The following is a 21950-nucleotide window of genomic DNA, read 5'->3' as shown; positions in this document are numbered from 1 at the left end:
AGGGTGAGAGTTCTTGAAAAAGAGCTTTTTTGTAATTGTTTTTGTGCTTATATTTCTTCTTTCGGGGTGTGGAATAAAAACAAAAAAAGTTAAAGATCCTTTTATTTCTATTAAAGAACAATTAGATAAATTAGAAAGTTATACTGCCACAGCAATTGTAGAGCTTTATAACAACAAGATAGATAACAAATTTGCAGTTGTGCAATTTTACAAAAAAGGTAAATTTCGATTAGAAGTTTTAAAAGAAAGTGGGAGTCCGGATAAAATTATTGTATATGACGGCAAAAGAAGTTATGTATATTTTGCAAAGGTGAATCAGGTTTTTGTAGCGGAAAATACAGAAGAGATTCTTTTGTATTCGATGATTACTTCTTTTATAAAAAACTATATTAATTCAGCTGGAGAGGTAGAAAAAAGAGAGATGGATAAATTTTATTTAATAACAGTTCCTATTTTGGATAAAAATATTTTCATGTACAAAGAACAAATGGCTTTTTCTAAAGAGGATTTGGCACCTAAAGAATTGACAATTTTTGATATCAATAATGAAATTTTTTCAAAAATTATTTATAAGGATTTTAAATATAACCCTGAGATAAATGACAAGTTATTTACTAAGGATAGCGTAATGACGTTAGCGGGGAATCTTTTAAATTCTACAGTAATAGAAATAGATGCAAAAGAGGTTTATAAGTATTGCGGCATAAATCCTGTAATGCCTGTGTATTTACCACAAGGCTTTAAACTTTTAAATGTATTAGTAAATGTTAATGAAAATAATGGAGTTACTTTTGTGTATACTTCGGGTAAGAATTTGATGGAAATTTTTGAAACTGTGGTTGACCAAAACAAAATAGTTAATGAAAAGGGAGTTCTTTTAAGTGAAGGAGTGTATTATAAAGAAAAAGACAATGGGGAAAAGGAGTATACTACGATGGTAAATGGTATGCAAGTAAAAATTACAGTAACCGGGGATTTGAATGAAGAGGAGATACTTAAAGTGATAAAATCCTTGAGGTGAAAAACAAGGGGGATTTTTAATGTTTGATAATATAAGGCCAACAAGAGCAGAAATATATTTGGATAATATAGTGCATAATTTGAGTGAAGTAAAGCGATGGGTGGGCAAGAAAGCAAAAATAATGGGGGTAGTGAAAGCCAATGCTTATGGTCATGGAGCTTGTCAAGTGGCAAAGGTTTTAATAAAAAATGGGATTTCTTATTTGGGAGTAGCTACAATAGAAGAAGCGTTAGAATTAAGGGAATGCGGAATTAATATTCCCATACTCGTTTTTGGATATACGCCTTTAACTCAGGTTAAAGAATTAATTGTGCACAATATAACTCAAACTGTTTTCGATATAAACTATGTTAAAGAGTTAGAAAGAATTGCCTTAAATGTGGGTAAGAAGGCTAAAGTTCATGTAAAAATTGATACAGGGATGGGACGGATAGGATATACAGATTTAAATGTAGCTGAAAAAGAGATAGAAAAAATGATGGGAATGGAAGGGGTAGAGGTAGAAGGCATATTTAGTCATTTTGCTACTTCTGATGAAAAAGATAAAACATATGCTGAAAAACAGTTTGATATGTTCAAGAAATTGTTAGAAAGCTTAAAGCAAAAAGGGATAAACATTCCTTTAAAGCATATAGCTAACAGTGGAGCAATTATTGACCTTAAATATACTTATTTAGACATGGTAAGGCCAGGAATAGTTCTATACGGTAGTTACCCTTCAGAAAAAGTTGAAAGACCATTGGATTTAAGACAGACTATGGGGTTTAAAACTAAAATAGTGTATATAAAAGAAGTACCTGAAGGTACTTCCATTAGTTATGGAAGGACTTTTATAACTAAAAGAAAAAGCAAAATTGCTACATTGCCTCTAGGGTATGCTGATGGTTTTAATAGATTACTCTCTAATAATCATCATGTCTTAGTAAAAGGAAAATATGCTCCTGTAATTGGGAGAATTTGTATGGACCAAACGATGATAGATGTCACCGATATAGAAGGAGTAGAAGTAGGGGATGATGTAACTATTTTTGGAAATCAAGATGGAGAAAAAATAGCAGCAGAGGAGATTGCTAAAAAATTAAATACTATACCTTATGAAGTATATTGTGGAATATCTAGAAGGGTACCTCGAATATATATTTACAAAGGAGAGGTAATTGAGGTAAAAAATTATTTAAAAATTTGACTTTTATAGTATAAAATTTACAAATGATTGACATCATTATATATAGTAATATATAATAAATTATATAAGTGCGTAAGGAGGTCCTAAAAGTGGGCGAAACAAAGCGAATACTTGTAAGCTTGCCGCAAAGTTTATTAGAAGAAGTTGATGTCCTTGCCGCTATGGAAAACAGGAATCGCAGTGAATTTATAAGAGAAGCGATGAAATTATATATACGCGAGAAGAAAAAAATTCAAATACGTGAGAGCATGAAAAAGGGATATCTTGAGATGGCAGCAATTAACAGCGAACTTGCGGAAATGGGCCTAACCGCAGAAAACGAATGTTTTACAGGATATGAAATGAAATTGAAAAAGTGTGATTGACTATGGTGATAAAGAGGGGAGACATTTTTTATGCCGATTTAAGCCCTGTAATAGGCTCTGAACAGGGCGGAATTCGGCCTGTACTTATAATTCAAAATGATATTGGTAATAAATATAGTCCAACAGTAATAGTAGCGGCAATTACATCTCAGATCAACAAAGCCAAATTGCCCACTCATGTTGAAATAAATGGGGCAGAATATGGCCTTAACAAAGATTCTGTAGTATTGTTAGAACAAATCAGGACTATTGACAAAAAACGTTTAAGAGAAAAAATTGGCCATTTTGATCAGGAAATGATGGAGAAAGTCAATGAAGCTTTGCAAATAAGTTTAGGGCTGATTGATTTTTAAGGACTTATCTTTTAGGATAAGTTCTTATTTTTTTGTTGAAATAGGATTTGTTTTTTTATAAAATAGAAATGGAAGAGGGGAATTATAGGAGGAAGAACAAATGAAAAAAGTTTATGCGCTTATATTGGCGTTTGTTGTGATTTTAGTGGCTTTGAGTGTAGGGTATGCTGATCAAAATCCTGAACCAGGAAGTCAGCAAGACCCCCTTGTCAGTAAAAGCTATGTTGATTCGCAATATAATCAGGTGAAAGCTTATGTTGATGATAAACTAAAAGAGGTAAAGACAGAAGCAAGCTATGAAGTAATTGAATTAAATTCTGGCGAAGTTTTAACTATGGAAGGTGGCACACAAGCGATAGTCAGGATTGCAAATTCAGCAGTAATTGTTACAAAAACTGATGGAGTAGCGGACCTTACTGCAGGTACAAATTTAAAAAATAATGATATTATACCTGCTAATCACCTTTTGCTTTTTCCACGCTCTGATGGCAGAGGTATAAAAGCGACAAAACACACATACATAGTTGTGATGGGTAAATATACAAAAAATTAACAGCGCTTTGCGCTGTTTTTTCATGCTCTAAAGAAATTTTTGTGATATAATATGAGTAGTTACCCTTTTAAATATCGATGTGTTACAAAAGCAAATACAAAGGAGAGATTAATTTGAAGCTAAAGAAAATACTTGTAATATTTATTGTTATTTCTTTAGTAGTATCTATTTTCTCAGATATAAACAGAATAAGAGTAGAAAACAAGTATAATACAGTGGAAATTGTAGGAGATTTAAAAAGTTTCAAAGACCTTGCTTCTGTAACAGGCAGAGACTTGATTTCTGTGCTTTCTGATATGAAAGCAGCTGGTCTTATCGGTGTTGCTGTAAATGAGGTTACTCTTGAAAGCCTTCAACAGTCTGGTAAAATTTCTTTAAGTCTTTTAAAAGACGTAGGAAATCTTTATTTGTTGTCTTCAAACTTAGGGAATGTAGCATTGGAAGACTACTTAAAGAGTCTTACAGATAAGGAAAAGGAGCAGTATGGAAACTACATAGTTGTTACAACAAAAGATGTAAAGATATTCAATTTTCTTAAAGAGGCTTTAACAAGAAGAGTACCTGAAGACGAATTAAAAATGCTTGAAAAGAGAGGTAGCTATGCCTTTGTTATCAATAAACCCAAAGATGTTTTTATAACAAAGGGGTTGGGATTTGATGAAAGCGATTTAGAACTGGTAAAATCTTTAGGCTTTGATGTGATACCGCGAATTGAGAATTTTACTGGGATAAAGGATAAAGATATAAAAGACTATGTTGATATATTGAAGAAATTTGATGTAAAAACTGTAATTTTTAATGGTACTGATGTCTTAGGAAATCCTGGAAAAATATCTTATGCTGCTTCTTTATTTAAGAAAAATGGCATAAACGTAGGAATTATAGATGTGCCTATGGGGAAAAAACTTCAAGAGGGAATGAATAAATTTGCTAAGTTTGATGATTATAGGGGGATAAAAGTCTTTGGAGTTTCAGAAGCAGAAACTCAAAAATACGATACTTCTGAAATAGTAAATAGATGGTACAGAGGGATAATAGAGAGAAATGTGAGAATTGTTTATATGAGAGCAAAAATAGATAATTCCAAAAGTGCTGCTTACAACATACAACAAAATCAATCTATGATTGAAGATATGACAAAATACATAAAAAAAGCTGGATTAAATGTTGGTGTTGCTAAGCCTCTTTTGGAGCTTCATCAGTCAACTCTTACGGAAATACTCATAAGTTTAGGAGTTATTGCTGGTGGCTTGTTGCTTTTACAGATGTTAGGAATCGGAGAATATGTGTTAATTTTATTAGGATTATTGGGTGCTATACTGACTTCTTTAGTGTTGGTAAGCAGATTTAACGATTTAGGGGTCAAAGTAGTAGCATTAGCTTCTTCTATAATTTTTCCTTCTCTTGGCATAGGATATTTTATAGACAAAACGAGAGAAATATTGCACAAAAGGAAAAATCTCAGTTTTACATATACCTCTTTAAAAATATTTATCAATTCATTATTGATTCCTTTTGTGGGAGCTCTTATTATAGCGGCTATAATGGCTGATAGCAAATATATGTTAAAAATTGACTACTTTAGGGGTGTAAAATTTTCTTTTGTACTACCTTTAGTGTTTTATGTTTTGTACTATATTATAAAGATATACAATGCTAATGACTGGAAGACGTTTATAGGGAGAGTAAAGGAATTTTTAAACATAGACATAAAAGTATGGCATTTGGTAGCTATTGTTATAGCAGGGATTATTGGAATTATATACATTTCAAGGACGGGAAATGAACCTATTGTTAAGCCGACAGAATTAGAGCTTAAATTTAGAGATTTTCTTGAGCATACTCTTGTAGCAAGACCTCGGACGAAGGAGTTTTTAATAGGAGACCCTGCGATTATATTAGCAATTTATACTGCTTTTAAACGTTCAAAAACCTGGACATTTATTATGGGAATATTTGCTTCGATAGGCATATTGTCGATTGTCAATACATTTAGTCATATTGAAAGTGTGCTTACGATTGCGATAGAGCGTACAGTTATTGCATGGATATTGGGGGCTTTAATTGGTATGGTTGTTGTATTTATAATGGACAAGGTCTTAAAAAATATAAAAAGGGAGTATTGATATGAAAACAGTCATATCCGGCTATTACGGATTTGATAATATTGGGGATGAAGCTGTTCTAAAATGTCTGGTAGAAGGTTTAAAAGAAAGAGGCTTAACTGATATAACAGTTCTTTCTAATAAACCTGATGAAACTAACAAAAAGCACCAGGTAAAAGCAGTAAACAGAAACTCTTTAAAAAAAATATACAAAGCGCTAAAGCAGGCAGATGCATTGTTAAGTGGCGGTGGTAGTCTTATACAAGATAAGACCAGTAGTAAGAGTTTGTGGTATTATCTCGGAATAATGCTTATGGGGAAATTTCTTAGAAAAAAAGTATATGTTATAGGACAAGGCATTGGTCCAGTTGATAAAAAGTTTAACAGATGGCTTACTGCAAAAATTTTAAATAAAATTGATGGGATAGCTGTAAGAGATGAATTATCAAAAGAATATTTGAAACAGCTAAATGTCAGAAAACATGTAGTGGTAGCAGCAGATCTTGTGCTAAACTTTCCTTGTAGTGATGACAAAAAAGTTTTTGATAAAGTCCGCGAAAAAGAAGGAATTGATTTAAATTCCTCAGAATATGTTTTGATTTGTACAAGAGAATGGGAAAATTCTGAATTATCAAGGGTTGAGTTGGCAAGGGCTGCAGATTTAATTGCCCAGGATTATGGATATAAGATTGTTTTTCTTCCTTTTTATCACGAAGATATAGAAGAGAGCGATAGGGTTGCTACTTATATGAAAACGCCTTATGAAATTTTAACTGGGGAATACGAGATAGAAGAGATTTTGAATATTATTAAAGGCAGTAGCTTATTGATAGGTGTAAGACTGCATTCTTTAATCTTTGCGTTTATATCCTTAGTTCCATTTGTTGGTATATCTTATGACCCTAAGGTGGAGGGTTTTCTAAAATCTGTTGGTGAAAGCAGTGCAGGAGATATTAATTCTTTTACTGCCGAAAATATTCTAAAAAGAGTAAATTCAATTTTACAGCAAAAAGAAGAGTATATAAATAATATGTCTAAGCGTTTAGATGAACTAAAAGAAAGAGCAAAAAAGAATTTTGACATATTATTTGAACATAATAAATTTGAGGTGTGAAGATGGAAAGATTGGATATATTTGGGGTACCAATAGATCGAGTGACGATGAAACAAGCGGTAGAGATTTTAAAAAATTTTTTGCAAGAAGACAGACTGCACATTGTTGCAACACCTAATGCGGAAATTGTAATGATGGCACAGAAAGATAAAGAATATATGGAAATATTAAATAATACTGATTTAAATGTCCCAGATGGAAGTGGTATTGTTTTTGCTTCAAAAGTTTTTAAAAATCCGCTGTCTGAGAGAGTAGCAGGTTTTGACCTTATGATGGAATTTATAAAGGATATATCTTCTAGAAATATAAAAATTTATCTATTAGGGTCAGCTCCTCAAATTGCAGAACAAGCTCGTGTCAATTTAGAAAAATTATATCCGAGTGTGAAAATAGTAGGAACTCATCATGGCTATTTTACTCAAGAGGAAGAAAATAAAATCATAGAAGAGATAAATAATAAGAGTGCAGAAGTTCTTTTTGTGGCTTTAGGTGCTCCTAAACAAGAGAAATGGATATATAAAAACAGAAACAAATTAAAAGTAAAGATAGCAATGGGGGTAGGAGGAAGTTTTGATGTAATAGCTGGAAAGGCTAAAAGGGCTCCTTATTTATATAGAAAATTAGGCTTAGAGTGGCTATACAGGTTAATTAAAGAGCCTTGGAGATATAAAAGGATGATGGCACTTCCTAAATTTGCTCTGAAAGTTTTGTTACACAAAGGAAAAGTTGACATGCGATAAGGGGATGTATTATGAAAGTTTCACTTAAGAAAATAATAATAGACTTTTTCTGGGTTACGATAGGCACATTACTTGTTAGTTTGTCCCTTGACCTATTTTTGGCACCTAACAAAATTGCTCCTGGTGGAGTAAGTGGACTTGCAGTTGTTCTACAACATTTGTTTGGATGGCCAATTGGAGCAGTTACATTGGCAATAAATATTCCGCTTTTTATCATTTCGACTAAAGCTTTAGGAACAGGTTTTGGAGCTAAAACACTTTATTCAACTATTTTATTAGGTGTTTCTATTGATGCATTGGCTTTTTTAAAACCACTTACCCATGATACTATGTTAGCAGCAGTATATGGTGGTATAATAATGGGTGTAGGGTTAGGCATTGTGATAAAATATGGAGCAACAACTGGTGGAACAGACATGGCTGCTATGACCTTGCATAAATACATACACTTTTTAAGTGTGGGTAGAATACTGCTTATAATAGACTTTGTAATAATAACTTTAGCAGGCATAGTTTTTAGTCCGGAACTTGCCCTTTATGCATTAGCTACTGAATTTATTTCCATTAAAGTTATTGACCTCATGCAAGAAGGTAGTGGCGATGAGAGAATTGCTATAATTATTTCTGATAAGTATGAGGAAATTAGTAAGTCAATATTGGAGGAGATGGAAAGGGGGGTAACAGAACTAAAAGGAAGAGGGGGTTATTCAAAAAAGGACAAAAATGTTTTATTGTGTGTTGTAACTCGTAGAGAAGTTACAACTTTAAGAAGCCTTGTGAAAAGAATAGACCCCAACGCTTTCGTGATATTATCAACAGCCCATGAAGTTTTAGGAGAAGGATTTAAAAACATGTGAAATGGAGGTATTAGTATGAACAAAGAATTTTTAAAGCAAAAGGCAAAAGAAGTGAGAATAGACATCATAAACATGTTAGCAGAAGCAGGATCTGGCCATCCTGGGGGGTCATTATCCTGTGCAGATATTTTAACACTACTCTATTTTGACAAAATGAATGTAAAGCCTGACAATCCCAAATGGGAAGATAGGGATAGACTCGTTTTATCAAAAGGTCATGCAGCTCCTGCCTTGTATGCTGTATTAGCTGAAAAAGGGTTTTTCCCAAAAGAAGAGTTAAAAACTTTAAGAAAGCTTGGCTCAATACTTCAAGGGCATCCCGATATGAAATCCACACCGGGACTTGATATGACCACAGGGTCATTAGGGCAAGGGCTCTCTGCTGCGAATGGTATGGCATTAGCAGGGAAGCTAGATAAAAAGGATTATAGAGTTTATGTAATATTAGGAGATGGAGAATTGCAGGAAGGGCAAATATGGGAAGCAGCTATGACAGCAGCCCATTACAAATTAGACAACTTAACAGCAATACTTGACTTTAACGGCTTACAAATAGATGGTCCAAACAGAGAAGTAAAAAACATAGAACCAGTAAATGAAAAATTTAAAGCTTTTGGATGGCACGTAATAGAAATAGACGGCCACGACTTTGACCAAATAGACAGGGCCATAGAAGAAGCAAAAGCTACAAAAAGAAGACCTACATTGATAATAGCTCATACAATAAAAGGGAAAGGTGTATCCTTCATGGAAAATCAAGTAGGATGGCATGGCAATGCGCCTAACGAAGAACAAAGACAAAAAGCTATACAAGAACTTGAAGGGAGTGAAGTATAAATGGCGATGGCGACAAGAGAAGCCTATGGGAAAGCCTTAGTAGAATTAGGCGCAAAAAACAAAAATATAGTAGTATTAGATGCAGACTTATCAAAATCTACAAAAACAGCAGATTTTCAAAAAGTATATCCAGATAGATTCTTTAACATGGGAATATCAGAGCAAGACATGATGGTAACAGCAGCAGGACTTGCTACCTGTGGGAAAATTCCTTTTGCCAGCACCTTTGCCATATTTGCAACAGGAAGAGCATACGAACAAGTAAGAAACTCCATAGGTTATCCGCACTTGAATGTAAAAATAGCAGCTACCCATGCTGGGATAACAGTAGGAGAAGACGGAGCGACCCACCAATCAATAGAGGATATATCCCTTATGAGAGGAATACCTGGGATGGTGGTAATAAACCCGGCGGATGCGGAAGAGACGAGACAGGCCATATTTGCGGCGGCATATTACTATGGGCCAGTATACATAAGGCTAGGGAGGATGGCAGTACCAGATATACACGATCAAAACTACAAATTTGAATTAGGGAAAGGTGAAGTAATAAGAGAAGGGAAAGACGTAGCGATAATAGCGACAGGGATAATGGTAGCCATAGCGATTGAAGCAGCAGATAAACTAAAGGAAGAGGGAATAGATGCGACAGTGGTGAACATCCACACCATAAAGCCGATAGACAAAGATTTAATAGTAGAAGTAGCTAAAAAGACGGGCAAAGTTATAACAGCAGAAGAGCACAGCATAATAGGCGGGCTTGGTTCGGCAGTAGCAGAGGTTCTTTCAGAGGAATATCCAGTGAAAATAAAGAGAATTGGGATAAGAGATGAGTTTGGACAATCCGGTTCACCTAAAGAGCTTTTAAGACATTATGGTTTGACAGCGGAGGACATTGTAAAAACGGCTAAGTCATTTTAAAAAACGCCAGGTTAGTCCTGGCATTTTTATCTGTCAAAGTATATGTTTTTACCTGTCGCAGAAAGAGGAATGCCTATAACAATTTCTCCTTCAATTAATTTTAGCCTTCTTGCACTTACACCTATTCTATACATAACTCGGTTATCCACATTCAAAAGACTGGCGGTTTTAACTGCAGATCCCACTGCTATTCCTAAATCGATGAGTCTCCATGCACATATAGGACCTGCGAATTCTGTACCTTCTCTAAAATCCCTTAGACTAGTGCAAAGATTATAACCGCAGGCGCCACAATTTAGTCCAACTTTTTCTGGTTTATTTAATGAAATTAAAAGTACTGCACTGGAGTTAGCGACGTTTTTAGCATCCCTGTCAAAATTTTTCTTTCCGGATTCTTCACCATATTTTATCATATCCTCTTTTAACCTTATGAGGTCTTCACCTGTAATTACTTTTGTTTCTATAAAGTCTTTTCCAGTTGCTTTAGGTGCTGTTCTCGCTGATAATGCCATCAAATGAGCAGCTAATTCAATTACATCCATAATGTCTCCCTCCGCGTTTTTAAGATGAATGCGTTATCTATTATAATATTGATATATTTTTTTACTTTTTGCAATAAGAATTGATAAAGTTTTGTCATATTGCTTCTTTTAACATAAAAAGCAGGATTTTATTCCTTTTTTTACAAATAGAATCGGAATGAAAAAGTCTTAGCTTTAACACTCTTCAAAATTCTTCTGTTGTAGCATTGCTATATTGCTTATTACTTTCTATTAACACGGTAAGTATTGATAATATAGGGAATAATAGATTTAAATAAGCATAGGGAAGGTAATCAATTACTTTTACTCCTAAAACTGCAGAAGGAAGCATTGCTGCTAAGTTCCAAGGTATTATTCCGGCAAGTATCATGCCTGAATCTGCTATTGCTCTTACCATCATATCATTTTTTACGTTAAGACTTTTAAAGACTTCCAGCATTATGCGAGAAGGTAAAATTACAGAAAGAGCTTGATTACAAGTTATTACTGCCATTAAAGTGCTTAATAACATTGTGACCAAATAGGCAATTTTAGGGTTTTTTATTTTTTGGGCTTTTCTAAAAACTGCTTTTATAATTCCTGTTCCTTCTAATATTCCAGAAAGAGCGGTAGCAAAGGTTACTACTCCTATCATTGGGAAGATGGAAATCATACCTCCTCCTGAAAAGATTGATTTAAATTCTGGAATATTAGATATATTTCCGAACATAATGACTTTTAAAGAATCTATAGGGTTATAACCATTTAGTAAAGAGACAAAGTAGGAGAGAAGGACAGCAATTGAAAGATTTATCTTTGTAGAAATCCTGAAAAAAGCCAAAGTTATAATCATTATAGGAGCTAAAAACAAGAAAAAGTTTATTTTATAATTTTTCAAAATTATAGCTGCAAGATTGCCAAAAGTGTACGGCGAAGAAATATTAATGTGAAGACTTAAAAGATAGTATAATAAACTAGTTAATACAAAAGTAGGAATCGCAGTTTTAAAGAGAGATTTAAGTACATTGTATTGTTCAATTTCTGCCATATCTGACAGAAGAATAACATTTCCTGCAAGGGGAGAAGTCCTATCTCCTATAAAAGAACCGGATATTACTGCACCAGCAACTATTGGAAGAGAATAGCCAAAGCCATGGGCTAGTCCCATTATTACTATTCCAATAGTACTAGCGGTTCCTACAGCTGTACCTAAAATCATTGAGATAATAGAGGTTGTGATAAAAGAGACCAACAAAAAAGCTTGTGGTTTTAAAAAGTGGGAGGCGTAGTAAATAAGAGCAGGAAGGGTTCCATTTTGTTTCCACAAGGCAACGAGGGCTCCTATCAAAAGGAGTATAATCATCACATTTATACCTTTTTTAATTCCTTTAATTGACATATTGATAAGTTCTTGAGGCAAAAAACCGTTTATCAAAACAATAGCAAAGGTTATTATATAGCTTATAAAAAGCGGTATATAGGGAGGTTGGTTAAACACTAATACCATTGTCATAGTTATGGCTAAAATTAACAAAAAAGTTATGAGTGAGATTCTAAATTTGTTTTCCATTTTTCATTGCTCCTTTTAGTAATGAAGAAGTTATTTATAAGGTATTACGTGAATTTCTATATTTTTTGCTTTTTTAATTAACTTTATAACCGTAGAACCTCTAAAAAAGGTTTGTAGTCTTGACCTTTGAGAATGCCCTATTATTATTTGTGTAATGTGCATTTGCTTTGCAAATTTTAAAAGTTCATCAGACACGCTTTTTCCTGTCAATGTGTAGACTTCTGCCCCTAATTGTTTTGCTAACATGAAATGGCTTTCTAAAACTTCTTTATCTTTTTCAGTAAGTTTAGGTGCAAGAAAATGTGTACAGTTTACATATACTACTACCCAATCACATTTGAATCTTCTTGCTCTCCTTGCACCCCTTCTTATAAGCTTTTTAGATAGTGGGTTTGGTGTTATGCACACCATTATTTTTTCATTTGTTTCCCATGTATCAGTTATTCCATGCTCTTTCATATATTCTTCTAATTCTATATCTACTTCTTCGGCGGTAAGTCTTAGCATTAACTCCCTTAAAGCATTTAAATTTCCTTTTCTAAAAAAGTTAGAGAGACATTCATCGACTTTACTTACTGGATAAATATCTCCTCTTTTTAATCGATTAAGCAAAGCATCAGGAGTCAAATCTACAGCAACAATTTCATCTGCGTTATCGACTATGCTGTCAGGGATTGTTTCTCTTACAGCAACACCTGTGATTTGTTGAATAACGTCATTTAAACTTTCTAAATGTTGGATGTTAAGTGTTGTAATTACATTTATCCCATGACTTAAAATTTCTTCTACATCTTCATATCTTTTTTTGTGTTTAGAGCCAGGTGCATTTGTATGTGCTAATTCATCTATCAAAACTACTTCTGGTTTACGAGCAATTATGGCGTCGGTATCCATTTCTTCTAATATCATGCCGTGGTATTCAATTTTTTTCCGAGGGATTATTTCTAAATTTCCTATTTGGGCTTCTGTCTCTTTTCTTCCATGAGTTTCCACATAACCTATTACTACATCTTGACCTCTTTTAAGACGCCTGTTGCCTTCATTGAGCATTGCATAAGTTTTTCCAACACCAGGAGCATATCCTAAAAATATTTTTAATTTTCCTCGCTGTTGTTTTTTTATAATTTCTAAAGCTTCTTCAGGAGTTAACCTCCTAAAACCTTCACTCATTAAATTTACGCGCCCTCCACAGTTTAATTATATTTTTGTTTGAGTATAGTGATTTCATACAACTATAATAATATGAATCTTATTAAAAATCAATAAAAAAGAGAGCAATCGCTCTCTCATATTTTTTCAAACATATCTTTTCCTACCCCGCAGTCAGGACAAACCCAATCGTCAGGCAATTCTTCAAAAGGAGTTCCTGGTTCAATTCCTTGTGATGGGTCTCCTTCTTCTGGATCATAGATGTACCCACATACTGTGCATTGCCACTTTTCCATAAAAAATACCCCCTTGATATTTTCCTTTATTATAACAGAAATTAGTAAAGAAAATCAAGGGGAAGGCAAAAGGATATTAACAGGTCATAGCCGAAGTTCCAAGATACTCACTGACAATTTTCATAGCGCAGAATTTTCCACACATACTGCAAGTTTTGACTGTAGATATGTTTTTATTGACGCGATATTTAAAAGCTTTATCAGGGTCTATAGAAAGCTTTATTTGCTCATCCCAGTTTAAGGCTTTTCTGGCTTTAGCCATAGTTAAATCTTTTTCTTTAGCACCTTTTACGCCTTTTGCGATATCTGCGGCATGGGCAGCTATTTTTGCTGCAATAACGCCTTCTTTGACATCTTCTTTGTCTGGAAGTCCGAGATGTTCAGCGGGTGTAACATAGCAAAGGAAATCAGCACCAGAAGCTGCTGCAATTGCTCCTCCGATTGCAGAAGTTATGTGGTCATAGCCAGGAGCTATATCAGTCACAATAGGGCCAAGCACATAAAAAGGAGCGTTGTGACAAAGTTGTTTTTGAAGTTTTACATTTGCTTCAATTTGGTCAATTGGCACATGCCCGGGTCCTTCTACCATAACTTGAACTCCTGCCTCTCGAGATTTCTTTACCAATTCGCCAAGGATTATAAGTTCTTGAATTTGTGCTGCGTCTGTAGCATCTTCCAGACAACCTGGACGCAGTCCATCTCCTAAGCTTAGAGTTATGTCATATCTTTTAGCAATATCAAGGAGCCTATCAAAATGTTTATACAAAGGATTTTCTTTGTCGTTATGGAGCATCCAAGCAATTGTAAAGGAGCCACCGCGGCTTACTATATCCATTACTCGGCCGTTGTCTTTAAGCTTTTTCAATGATTCAGATGTTAGACCACAGTGGACTGTAATAAAATCAACTCCGTCTTTTGCTTGTTCTTCTATAACTTCAAAAATGAATTCTTCAGGCATAGCTACGATGCTACCGTATTTGGATATAGATTCTACAGCTGCTTGATACATGGGGACAGTGCCTACAGGGACAGAGGAATTTTCAAGTATTTTTCTACGAGATTGCTTAATGTCGCCCCCTGTGCTTAAATCCATTACCGCATCTGCTCCAGCTTTTACAGCAACATTTAATTTTTCAATTTCTTTGTCAACTTCAGGGTATGCATCAGATGTTCCAATGTTAGCATTTACTTTTGTCATTAAACCCCTTCCTATGCCTTTGGGAATGAGGTTTTTGTGGTTGATGTTTGATGGTATTACTATTTCTCCTTTTTTAACTCCTTCTAAAATAAATTCTTCGTCTACTCCTTCATACTCTGCGACTATTTTCATTTCTTTTGTAACAATGCCTGAAAGGGCGTATTCCAATTGTGTCATAATAAAAACCTCCTTAAAAAATAAATAAACCATGGGGATTATAGCCATGGTGGATGACCACATCCCTACGCAGGTACTAACCTAACAGGTTCAATGGGTTAAAAGGCAACACCTTTTTCTCAGCCGGTTACGCCGGCACCCCATGTGGCAAATATTAAATTTTTATAATCGATAATGTATAATATTTTACAATATTATTATACCACTAAAAAAATTTGGTGTATATTAAAATTTAGAAAAAATTTAAGAAAGAGTACAAAAAAAGTTCTTGACTTTACAGTTTCAAAGTGATAACATAGATTACAACATGTAAAATTGAATATAAATATTACACACAAACCTCTTATCAAGAGTGGTGGAGGGACTGGCCCGATGAAACCCGGCAACCGGCATTTATATGCGTCTGGTGCCAAATCCTGCAGGTTAGGGTGTCTAACCTGAGAGATGAGAGGAGTGGCGGATTATTAGGCCCTCTTCTCATTGAGAAGAGGGCCTAAAAATTTATTTGGAGGTGTGACATGAAAATAAAAATCGGATTATTAGGACTTGGTACAGTAGGAACAGGAGTATATAAATTGATAACTTCAAGAGGAGGTCATATAAGGGAGAGCACAGGGGTTTATCCTGAGATAAAGAAGATACTGGTGAAAAATCTCAATAAGCCAAGGAAAGTGAAAGTAGAGGGACTACTTACCCAAAATGCTGAAGAAATTTTGAAAGATAAAGAGATAAAAATAATCATTGAAGCAATAGGAGGCATTTCTCCAGCTTACGAATATGTGAAGGAAGCTTTGTCTTCAGGGAAGCATGTAATCACTGCAAATAAAGAATTGATAGCTAAGCATGGAGAAGAATTAAATGAAATAGCAGAAAAGAATAAAGTATTTCTAAAATGTGAGGCAAGTGTAGGTGGAGCTATACCTATACTGCATCAAATTGATAGATTAAAAATCACAGATGAAATAGATTTTGTAGGCGGTATAATAAATGGCACTACTAATTATATTCTCACCAAAATGACTACTGAAGGCAGAAGTTATAAAGAAGCACTTAAAGAAGCCCAGCAATTAGGATATGCAGAAGCAAATCCCGATTATGACGTAAAAGGCTTTGATGCCCTTTATAAACTTGCTATATTAATGAGGAAAGTGTTCAATATAAACGTGCCAGTAAATTCTATAACCAGAAAAGGAATAGACGAAATCACGACTCAAGATTTAAATTACATCAATAAGTGGGGATATAAAATAAAATTATTTGCCTGGGGCAAAAAAGTCAAAGATGGCATCTTTGCAGGAGTGGAACCAGTTTTAGTCGAAGAAAATAATATTTTGTCAAGGATAAACGACGTAAATAATGCTATCATACTTAGAGGGGATAGTTTTGGTGAATATGTTTTTGTAGGAAAAGGTGCTGGAGAACTTCCTACAGGGGATGCTGTAGTGGCAGATTTAATTGATATATTGTTAAACTATAATATCAAAGATAATAAGAGGATAAACTTTCTTCCAATTCGTCAGGGAAGTTTTACAGATACTTTTTATATAAGGCTTGAAACTCATAAAGAAAATATTTTAGGTTTGAAAAAAGTTTTAAAGTTTTTAAAAGAACAAAAAGTATCAATTGTGGAATCTTCCTATGAAAACGGCACATTTACAGCTATTGTTAAAATGAAGAAAAGTGTTGAGACATTTACAGAAAAATTAGAAAAAATAACCGAGATAAAAGCTATTTTTAAAGTTTTGCAAGAGGATATAACAGAAGAAGTAAGTAAATTTGAGGATTTTGTAGAAGTGATTTAAAAAAATTTTGTGAAAGGAGTTAAAAGTATGTCTAAAAAATATGGTTTTTCAACTTTGGCAATTCATGAAGGGTGGGAGCCTGACCCAACTACGGGAGCTGTAGCCATTCCTATATATCAAACCTCTTCCTTTGCTTTTAAAAGTACTGAGCACGCTGCAGACCTCTTTGCCTTAAAAGAAGAAGGGTATATATATACTCGAATGATGAACCCCACAGTTGACGTTTTTGAAAAGAGAATAGCTGCATTAGAAGGTGGGGTAGGTGCCCTTGCTGTATCTTCAGGTCAAGCAGCTATAACGCTGGCAGTTACTAATATCGCAGGAGTAGGAGACGAGATTGTATCTTCTACCAATCTTTATGGAGGGACTTATAATCTTTTTGCGACTACTTTGAAAAAGTTTGGTATAAATTTCAAGTTTGTGGACCCCAGCAATCCTGAAAACTTTAAAAGTCAAATAACAGATAAGACAAAAGCTTTGTACATTGAGACTATTGGCAATCCAAAGATTGACGTGGCTGACATTGAAAAAATAGCAGAAATTGCCCACACTGCAGGAATTCCTCTCATTGTAGATAATACTTTTGCAACTCCTTACCTTGCACAGCCTATCGAGTTTGGGGCTGATATAGTGGTACATTCGGCGACTAAATTTATAGGGGGTCATGGGACTTCTATAGGCGGAGTTATAGTAGATTCTGGAAAATTTAATTGGGACAATGGAAAGTTTCCAGAACTTACAGAACCAGATCCAAGTTATCATGGTATAAGGTATGTAAAAGATGTAGGCGAAGCAGCTTATATTGTAAAAGCGAGGGTGCAACTTTTAAGGGATTTGGGTACTGCTTTGAGTCCATTTAATGCATTTTTATTCGCACAAGGATTAGAGACTCTATCTCTTAGGATGGGAAGGCACAGTCAAAATGCTTTAAAAGTTGCAGAGTTTTTAGCTTCTCATCCCTACGTTTCGTGGGTGAATTATCCAGGACTTAAATCAAGTCCCTATTATGCTTTGGCACAAAAGTATTTGCCAAGAGGGCAAGGAGGAGTTTTGACTTTTGGCATAAAAGGTGGATTAAAAGCAGGCATTAAGTTTATAGAGAGTTTAAAATTATTTACTCATCTTGCTAATATAGGGGATGCAAAGTCTTTGGTTATACATCCAGCCAGCACGACTCATCAGCAGTTATCAAAAGAAGAACAGTTAGCTTCTGGTGTTACGGAGGATATGATAAGACTTTCTGTAGGGCTGGAAGACATAGAAGATATATTAGAAGACCTTGATAATGCCCTTTATGTATCGCAAGAATAGATAAGGAAAGGTTGATGTAAATGATAGTTGAGGAAAAAAAGGTTACACTAAAAGGGAAAAATATATTCACTACAGAAAGTGGATATAGCTTTGATGAACTTACTATTGTTTATGAAACTTATGGAAAATTAAATAAAGAAAAAAATAATGTGATACTTGTGGAACACGCTTTAAGTGGCAGTGCACATGCAGCAGGTGTACATCCTGGGAAAAGTAACATTGGCTGGTGGGACCCTTTAATTGGTCCGGGCAAGTATATTGATACGGATAAGTATTTTGTCATATGCTCTAACTTTCTTGGCAGTTGTTACGGAACGACAGGTCCTTCTTCTATAAACCCTAAAACAGGAAAACCTTACGGTTTAAGGTTTCCAAAAATTAATATAAGAGACATGGTGAGAGTGCAGAAACTTCTTCTAGATTATCTTGGCATAGACCGGATAAAAGTTGCTATTGGAGGGTCTATGGGAGGAATGCAGGCTTTAGAATGGGCAGTGACATATCCAGATTTAGTGGATAAATCTATTGTCATAGCTGCTGATTATAAGCTTACTCCTCTTAATATTGCGTATAATCATGTAGGAATACAATGCATATTAAATGACCCACATTTTTACGGCGGTGATTACTATGATAAGCCCCATAAACCTGATAAAGGATTGAGTACTGCCAGAATGCTGGGAATGATAACCTACAAAAGTGGTGATTTATTTGACTATAGATTTGACAGGTTAAGAGATGAAAACAATTTTGAAGTGGAAAATTACCTCAACTATCATGGTTTGTCTTTTATAAACAGGTTTGATGCAAATTCATATTTATATATTTTATGGGCTATGAATGAACATGACATTACGAAGCCTTATGGTTCTTTGAAGATGGCACTTAAAAGGATTAAAGCGGAAATACTCATGATAGGGATAGATACAGATATGATTTTTCCTTCTAAGTACATGAGGGATTTCATTAAAAAACTTAATGCTTCAGGAGGGTGTGGCAAATTTGAAGAAATATCTTCAATGCAAGGTCATGACTCGTTTTTGGTAGATATAGCTAAGATTGGACCTATTATTTCGGATTTTATAGAAGAAACATACAATAAAGAAATGGTTTGTGTATAATTGTAAAAGAACAGTCCCTTTTAAAAGGGGGGTTGTTCTTTTTTATGCTTTATTAATGTTATAATTAATATATCGGAATTTTAAAAAGAGGTGATTTTGATGTCAAAAAAAGAAATAAAACTTGGTTTTGTAGGGCTTGGCTTTATTGGGACAATCCATTCTATAGCTTGTTTTTCAATGCCTTTAATATTTAAAAACCTTCCTTTTGAAGTGAAACTTGGACCTGTGTACAAGAATAACATAGAAGATATACCCCACTTTTTTGAAAAAGGTGTAAAAAGTATTGAAGAAATGCTGGAAGAGGGTGACCTTGATGCTGTCGACATATGTACCCCTAATTACCTTCATTATGAACAGGCGATGAAAGTGATAGAAAAAGGCATTCCATTATATCTTGAGAAGCCAATAGGAATTAACAGCAAAGAAGCCTATGAAATAATGGAAAAGGCAAAAGAAAAAAGGATAATACATCAAACAGCTTTAATGTATAGGTTTATGCCTGCTGTGAACCAGGCAAGAGACATGATAAAAAATGGAGAAATAGGTGAAATTTTAAATTTTAAGGCGTTGATGCTTCATTCAGGATATATGGACCCTAAAAGGCCTATGTCCTGGAAAATGAAAAAAGCTACTTCTGGCGGTGGAGCAATAGTTGACATGGGGATACACCTTGTGGATGCAGTAAGATTTATGATGGGAGAAATAAAGTCTTTAAGAGCAAATTCTAAGACATATTTTATAAAAAGGCCTGTATCCAAAAATTCTGAAATTTATGAGGAAGTAGATGTAGATGACTGGACAAATGTAGAAGTGGAAATGCAAAATGGCGGATGGGGAAGCATTGAAGCCTCAAGGATATCTCCTGACCTTGAGGAGGAGACTCGATTTGAAATATACGGTACAAAGGGCTCAATAAAAATATCTACAAAACATCCTCGTTATGTTGTATTATATAAAAAGCAAGATAATATCCAAATGATTGGCGGTTACGATAAAAAAAGCAAATTTAGCGAGTATGTGGAGTCAATATATCCTACAGAAAAGTATTCTCTTGGATGGATGGTAGATTTACACATGGCAAGCCTTATAAATTTTTTTACAAATATAGTAGAGGATAAAATTGTATTTAGTGAGACACCCACTTTTGAGGAAGCCTACAAAGACCAGGTTACTTTGGATAAAATATTATTATCAGCTGAAAATAATGGGAAAGTTATTAGTAATTTAAAAGATTAGTTGTCAATATATTATTCAATCAATAAGATAGGGGTAATAGTAAGATGAAAATTACAGTAAAGAAAGAGTTTTTGAAGAGAATGGAGCAATTACTTAAAGAAGAGTATGAAGATTTTTTAAAGGAATACGGCAAAAAGCCTCAAAAAGGCTTAAGAGTGAATACATTAAAAATCGATGTAGAAGAGTTTAAAAAAATTGTTCCTTTTGAGATAACCCCAATTCCTTGGTGCCCAACTGGGTTTTATTATGATAAAGAAGAAAAGGCGGGCAACCATCTGTACCATATTTTAGGACTTTACTATATTCAAGAGCCTACAGCGATGGCAGTTGTGGAGGTGTTAGACCTTAAACCAGGGGAAAAGATTCTCGATGTAAGTGCAGCGCCTGGTGGTAAGACTACACACATAGCTACAAAAATTGGCGATGAAGGAATAATTGTTGCTAATGAAGTAGACAAAAAAAGAATAAAAGCATTGGTAGAAAATGTAGAGAGAATGGGGATAAGAAATATTGTCATAACAAATGAAACTCCTGAAAGGTTGGTTACCGCATTTGAAGGATATTTTGACAAAATTTTGGTAGATGCTCCTTGTTCGGGAGAGGGAATGTTTAGAAAAGACCCTACAGCAAGGAAAATTTGGTCTTTAAATAATGTCATAAGTTGTTCTATTACACAGAGAAATATTTTGCGAAGTGTAGCTCCTTTATTAAAAAAGGGAGGCATTTTGGTTTATTCTACCTGTACTTTTGCTCCTGAGGAGGATGAAGGAGTTATAAAAAAATTTTTAAAAGAACATCCTGAATTTGAAATTGAAGAAAGTGAGATTAACAAATTCTTTGACATAGGGCATCCCGAATGGGTTGAAGGTCCTGAAGATTTAAAAAAATGCATGAGATTATGGCCACATAAGGTGAGAGGAGAAGGACATTTTATTGCGAAATTGAGAAAAAAAGAGGAAGAAGAGCCAGGCTCTAGATTTAAAAAAGCAAAAGGCAGAAGAAAGCAAAAAGAATTACAACTATTTTACGATTTTGCTGATAAATATCTTAATTTAGACCTAGATAATCTAAATATTGAAGTGCATAATGATTTTGTTTACCATGTACCAGAGGGTTTACCGGATTTGAATAATATAAAGGTATACAGATATGGTTGGCAGTTAGGAGAGATTAAGAAAAACAGGTTTGAGCCTTCTCACTGGTTGGCAATGGGGATTAAAACTTTCCAAGCTAAAAGACTTTTGGAACTTGAAAGAAAACAAAAGGAAAAATATTTAAAAGGTGAAACTTTTGAATTGGACTTAGAAGACGGCTGGATTTTTTTTACTATAGAAGGGTTTCCTGCGGGATGGGGCAGAATTGCAAAAGGGGTAGTTAAAAATTATTATCCTAAGTGGCTTAGAGATATAGAGGCATTGGGTGAATAAATTGGTTAGGTGTTTGTTATATTCGCAACAAGAAATTTCAAGCATTACCTCTAATACTATTATGGTTGTAATAAAAGCCTAAATATTATG

At 34.3% G+C, this 21950-nt stretch carries 21 protein-coding genes and 2 riboswitches; of the genes, 16 read left to right on the top strand and 5 right to left on the bottom strand.

Annotation, left to right across the window (positions count from 1 at the left end; translation table 11 throughout):
* Positions 1-13: 13 nt before the first annotated feature.
* From THYS13_RS07160 to THYS13_RS07110, 11 genes are all read left to right on the top strand, one after another.
* Positions 14-1021 carry an outer membrane lipoprotein carrier protein LolA gene (locus tag THYS13_RS07160; RefSeq protein ID WP_042833786.1) on the top strand — a complete coding sequence of 336 codons (1008 nt, stop codon included), beginning with the start codon at positions 14-16 and terminating at the stop codon, positions 1019-1021.
* A 19-nt stretch (positions 1022-1040) separates the two neighbouring features.
* Positions 1041-2207 carry an alanine racemase gene (gene alr, locus THYS13_RS07155; protein WP_042833785.1) on the top strand — a complete coding sequence of 389 codons (1167 nt, stop codon included), beginning with the start codon at positions 1041-1043 and terminating at the stop codon, positions 2205-2207.
* 89 nt (positions 2208-2296) lie between these two features.
* Entirely contained in the window at positions 2297-2572 is a 276-nt protein-coding gene (locus THYS13_RS07150; RefSeq protein ID WP_003867471.1) for a CopG family ribbon-helix-helix protein, read from the top strand.
* Between the two features lie 2 nt (positions 2573-2574).
* The gene (locus THYS13_RS07145) at positions 2575-2925 is read left to right on the top strand and encodes a type II toxin-antitoxin system PemK/MazF family toxin (RefSeq protein WP_003867472.1); all 351 of its coding nucleotides are present in this window, start codon (positions 2575-2577) and stop codon (positions 2923-2925) included.
* 100 nt (positions 2926-3025) lie between these two features.
* Entirely contained in the window at positions 3026-3478 is a 453-nt protein-coding gene (locus THYS13_RS07140) for a hypothetical protein (protein WP_042833783.1), read from the top strand.
* A 113-nt stretch (positions 3479-3591) separates the two neighbouring features.
* Positions 3592-5604 (top strand): DUF5693 family protein, encoded by a 2013-nt coding sequence (locus tag THYS13_RS07135; protein WP_042833782.1) that lies wholly within the window; start codon positions 3592-3594, stop codon positions 5602-5604.
* 1 nt (position 5605) lies between these two features.
* Positions 5606-6697, top strand: a complete 1092-nt coding sequence (gene csaB, locus THYS13_RS07130; protein ID WP_042833781.1) for a polysaccharide pyruvyl transferase CsaB — start codon at positions 5606-5608, stop codon at positions 6695-6697.
* Positions 6698-6699: 2 nt separating this feature from the next.
* Positions 6700-7437, top strand: a complete 738-nt coding sequence (locus tag THYS13_RS07125; protein ID WP_042833780.1) for a WecB/TagA/CpsF family glycosyltransferase — start codon at positions 6700-6702, stop codon at positions 7435-7437.
* Positions 7438-7448: 11 nt separating this feature from the next.
* A complete protein-coding gene (locus THYS13_RS07120; RefSeq protein WP_042833779.1) occupies positions 7449-8294 on the top strand; it encodes a YitT family protein in 846 nt (281 codons plus the stop codon).
* Positions 8295-8309: 15 nt separating this feature from the next.
* Entirely contained in the window at positions 8310-9131 is an 822-nt protein-coding gene (locus THYS13_RS07115; protein ID WP_042833778.1) for a transketolase, read from the top strand.
* Positions 9132-10052 (top strand): transketolase family protein, encoded by a 921-nt coding sequence (locus THYS13_RS07110; RefSeq protein WP_042833777.1) that lies wholly within the window; start codon positions 9132-9134, stop codon positions 10050-10052.
* A gap of 26 nt (positions 10053-10078) precedes the next feature.
* Here THYS13_RS07110 and THYS13_RS07105 read toward each other — a convergent pair whose 3' ends face one another.
* The 5 genes from THYS13_RS07105 to thiC form a co-directional block, all read right to left on the bottom strand.
* Positions 10079-10594 (bottom strand): ferredoxin domain-containing protein, encoded by a 516-nt coding sequence (locus THYS13_RS07105; protein ID WP_042833776.1) that lies wholly within the window; start codon positions 10592-10594, stop codon positions 10079-10081.
* A gap of 184 nt (positions 10595-10778) precedes the next feature.
* Positions 10779-12143, bottom strand: coding sequence for a Na+/H+ antiporter NhaC family protein (locus tag THYS13_RS07100; protein WP_042833775.1), 1365 nt, complete (start codon positions 12141-12143; stop codon positions 10779-10781).
* A 30-nt stretch (positions 12144-12173) separates the two neighbouring features.
* Positions 12174-13313, bottom strand: a complete 1140-nt coding sequence (locus tag THYS13_RS07095; protein ID WP_042833774.1) for a universal stress protein — start codon at positions 13311-13313, stop codon at positions 12174-12176.
* Between the two features lie 116 nt (positions 13314-13429).
* Positions 13430-13588 (bottom strand): rubredoxin, encoded by a 159-nt coding sequence (rd, locus tag THYS13_RS07090; protein WP_042833773.1) that lies wholly within the window; start codon positions 13586-13588, stop codon positions 13430-13432.
* Positions 13589-13664: 76 nt separating this feature from the next.
* Complete coding sequence (thiC, locus tag THYS13_RS07085) at positions 13665-14963, bottom strand: phosphomethylpyrimidine synthase ThiC (protein ID WP_042833772.1); 1299 nt, start codon at positions 14961-14963, stop codon at positions 13665-13667.
* A gap of 45 nt (positions 14964-15008) precedes the next feature.
* Positions 15009-15116: riboswitch (TPP riboswitch) on the bottom strand.
* Positions 15117-15303: 187 nt separating this feature from the next.
* Positions 15304-15414: riboswitch (SAM riboswitch) on the top strand.
* Between the two features lie 67 nt (positions 15415-15481).
* On the opposite strand from thiC, the gene THYS13_RS07080 reads away from it, so the two are divergent.
* From THYS13_RS07080 to THYS13_RS07060, 5 genes are all read left to right on the top strand, one after another.
* Positions 15482-16765 (top strand): homoserine dehydrogenase, encoded by a 1284-nt coding sequence (locus THYS13_RS07080; RefSeq protein WP_042833771.1) that lies wholly within the window; start codon positions 15482-15484, stop codon positions 16763-16765.
* 27 nt (positions 16766-16792) lie between these two features.
* Complete coding sequence (locus THYS13_RS07075; protein ID WP_042833770.1) at positions 16793-18076, top strand: homocysteine synthase; 1284 nt, start codon at positions 16793-16795, stop codon at positions 18074-18076.
* A gap of 20 nt (positions 18077-18096) precedes the next feature.
* The gene (locus tag THYS13_RS07070) at positions 18097-19197 is read left to right on the top strand and encodes a homoserine O-acetyltransferase (RefSeq protein WP_042833769.1); all 1101 of its coding nucleotides are present in this window, start codon (positions 18097-18099) and stop codon (positions 19195-19197) included.
* Positions 19198-19296: 99 nt separating this feature from the next.
* Positions 19297-20433, top strand: coding sequence for a Gfo/Idh/MocA family protein (locus THYS13_RS07065; protein WP_042833768.1), 1137 nt, complete (start codon positions 19297-19299; stop codon positions 20431-20433).
* A 44-nt stretch (positions 20434-20477) separates the two neighbouring features.
* On the top strand, positions 20478-21860 hold the full coding sequence (locus THYS13_RS07060) for an RsmB/NOP family class I SAM-dependent RNA methyltransferase (protein ID WP_042833767.1): 1383 nt from the start codon (positions 20478-20480) through the stop codon (positions 21858-21860).
* Positions 21861-21950: the final 90 nt, after the last annotated feature.

The sequence above is a fragment of the Thermoanaerobacter sp. YS13 genome, assembly GCF_000806225.2.
Lineage (GTDB): Bacteria > Bacillota > Thermoanaerobacteria > Thermoanaerobacterales > Thermoanaerobacteraceae > Thermoanaerobacter > Thermoanaerobacter uzonensis.
Note: the sequence above shows the minus strand (reverse complement) of the source record. Positions and strands in the feature narration are given on the sequence as shown.

Excerpts from the sequence above, each read along its gene's own strand:
- THYS13_RS07145 (WP_003867472.1), top strand. The coding sequence starts at position 2,575 with ATGGTGATAAAGAGGGGAGACATTTTTTATGCCGATTTAAGCCCTGTA.
- THYS13_RS07125 (WP_042833780.1), top strand. The coding sequence starts at position 6,700 with ATGGAAAGATTGGATATATTTGGGGTACCAATAGATCGAGTGACGATG.
- THYS13_RS07100 (WP_042833775.1), bottom strand. The coding sequence starts at position 12,143 with ATGGAAAACAAATTTAGAATCTCACTCATAACTTTTTTGTTAATTTTA.
- THYS13_RS07075 (WP_042833770.1), top strand. The coding sequence starts at position 16,793 with ATGTCTAAAAAATATGGTTTTTCAACTTTGGCAATTCATGAAGGGTGG.
- THYS13_RS07060 (WP_042833767.1), top strand. The coding sequence starts at position 20,478 with ATGAAAATTACAGTAAAGAAAGAGTTTTTGAAGAGAATGGAGCAATTA.
- THYS13_RS07065 (WP_042833768.1), top strand. The coding sequence starts at position 19,297 with ATGTCAAAAAAAGAAATAAAACTTGGTTTTGTAGGGCTTGGCTTTATT.
- csaB (WP_042833781.1), top strand. The coding sequence starts at position 5,606 with ATGAAAACAGTCATATCCGGCTATTACGGATTTGATAATATTGGGGAT.
- THYS13_RS07095 (WP_042833774.1), bottom strand. The coding sequence starts at position 13,313 with ATGAGTGAAGGTTTTAGGAGGTTAACTCCTGAAGAAGCTTTAGAAATT.
- alr (WP_042833785.1), top strand. The coding sequence starts at position 1,041 with ATGTTTGATAATATAAGGCCAACAAGAGCAGAAATATATTTGGATAAT.
- THYS13_RS07110 (WP_042833777.1), top strand. The coding sequence starts at position 9,132 with ATGGCGATGGCGACAAGAGAAGCCTATGGGAAAGCCTTAGTAGAATTA.
- THYS13_RS07115 (WP_042833778.1), top strand. The coding sequence starts at position 8,310 with ATGAACAAAGAATTTTTAAAGCAAAAGGCAAAAGAAGTGAGAATAGAC.
- THYS13_RS07120 (WP_042833779.1), top strand. The coding sequence starts at position 7,449 with ATGAAAGTTTCACTTAAGAAAATAATAATAGACTTTTTCTGGGTTACG.
- THYS13_RS07080 (WP_042833771.1), top strand. The coding sequence starts at position 15,482 with ATGAAAATAAAAATCGGATTATTAGGACTTGGTACAGTAGGAACAGGA.
- rd (WP_042833773.1), bottom strand. The coding sequence starts at position 13,588 with ATGGAAAAGTGGCAATGCACAGTATGTGGGTACATCTATGATCCAGAA.
- thiC (WP_042833772.1), bottom strand. The coding sequence starts at position 14,963 with ATGACACAATTGGAATACGCCCTTTCAGGCATTGTTACAAAAGAAATG.
- THYS13_RS07070 (WP_042833769.1), top strand. The coding sequence starts at position 18,097 with ATGATAGTTGAGGAAAAAAAGGTTACACTAAAAGGGAAAAATATATTC.
- THYS13_RS07105 (WP_042833776.1), bottom strand. The coding sequence starts at position 10,594 with ATGGATGTAATTGAATTAGCTGCTCATTTGATGGCATTATCAGCGAGA.
- THYS13_RS07140 (WP_042833783.1), top strand. The coding sequence starts at position 3,026 with ATGAAAAAAGTTTATGCGCTTATATTGGCGTTTGTTGTGATTTTAGTG.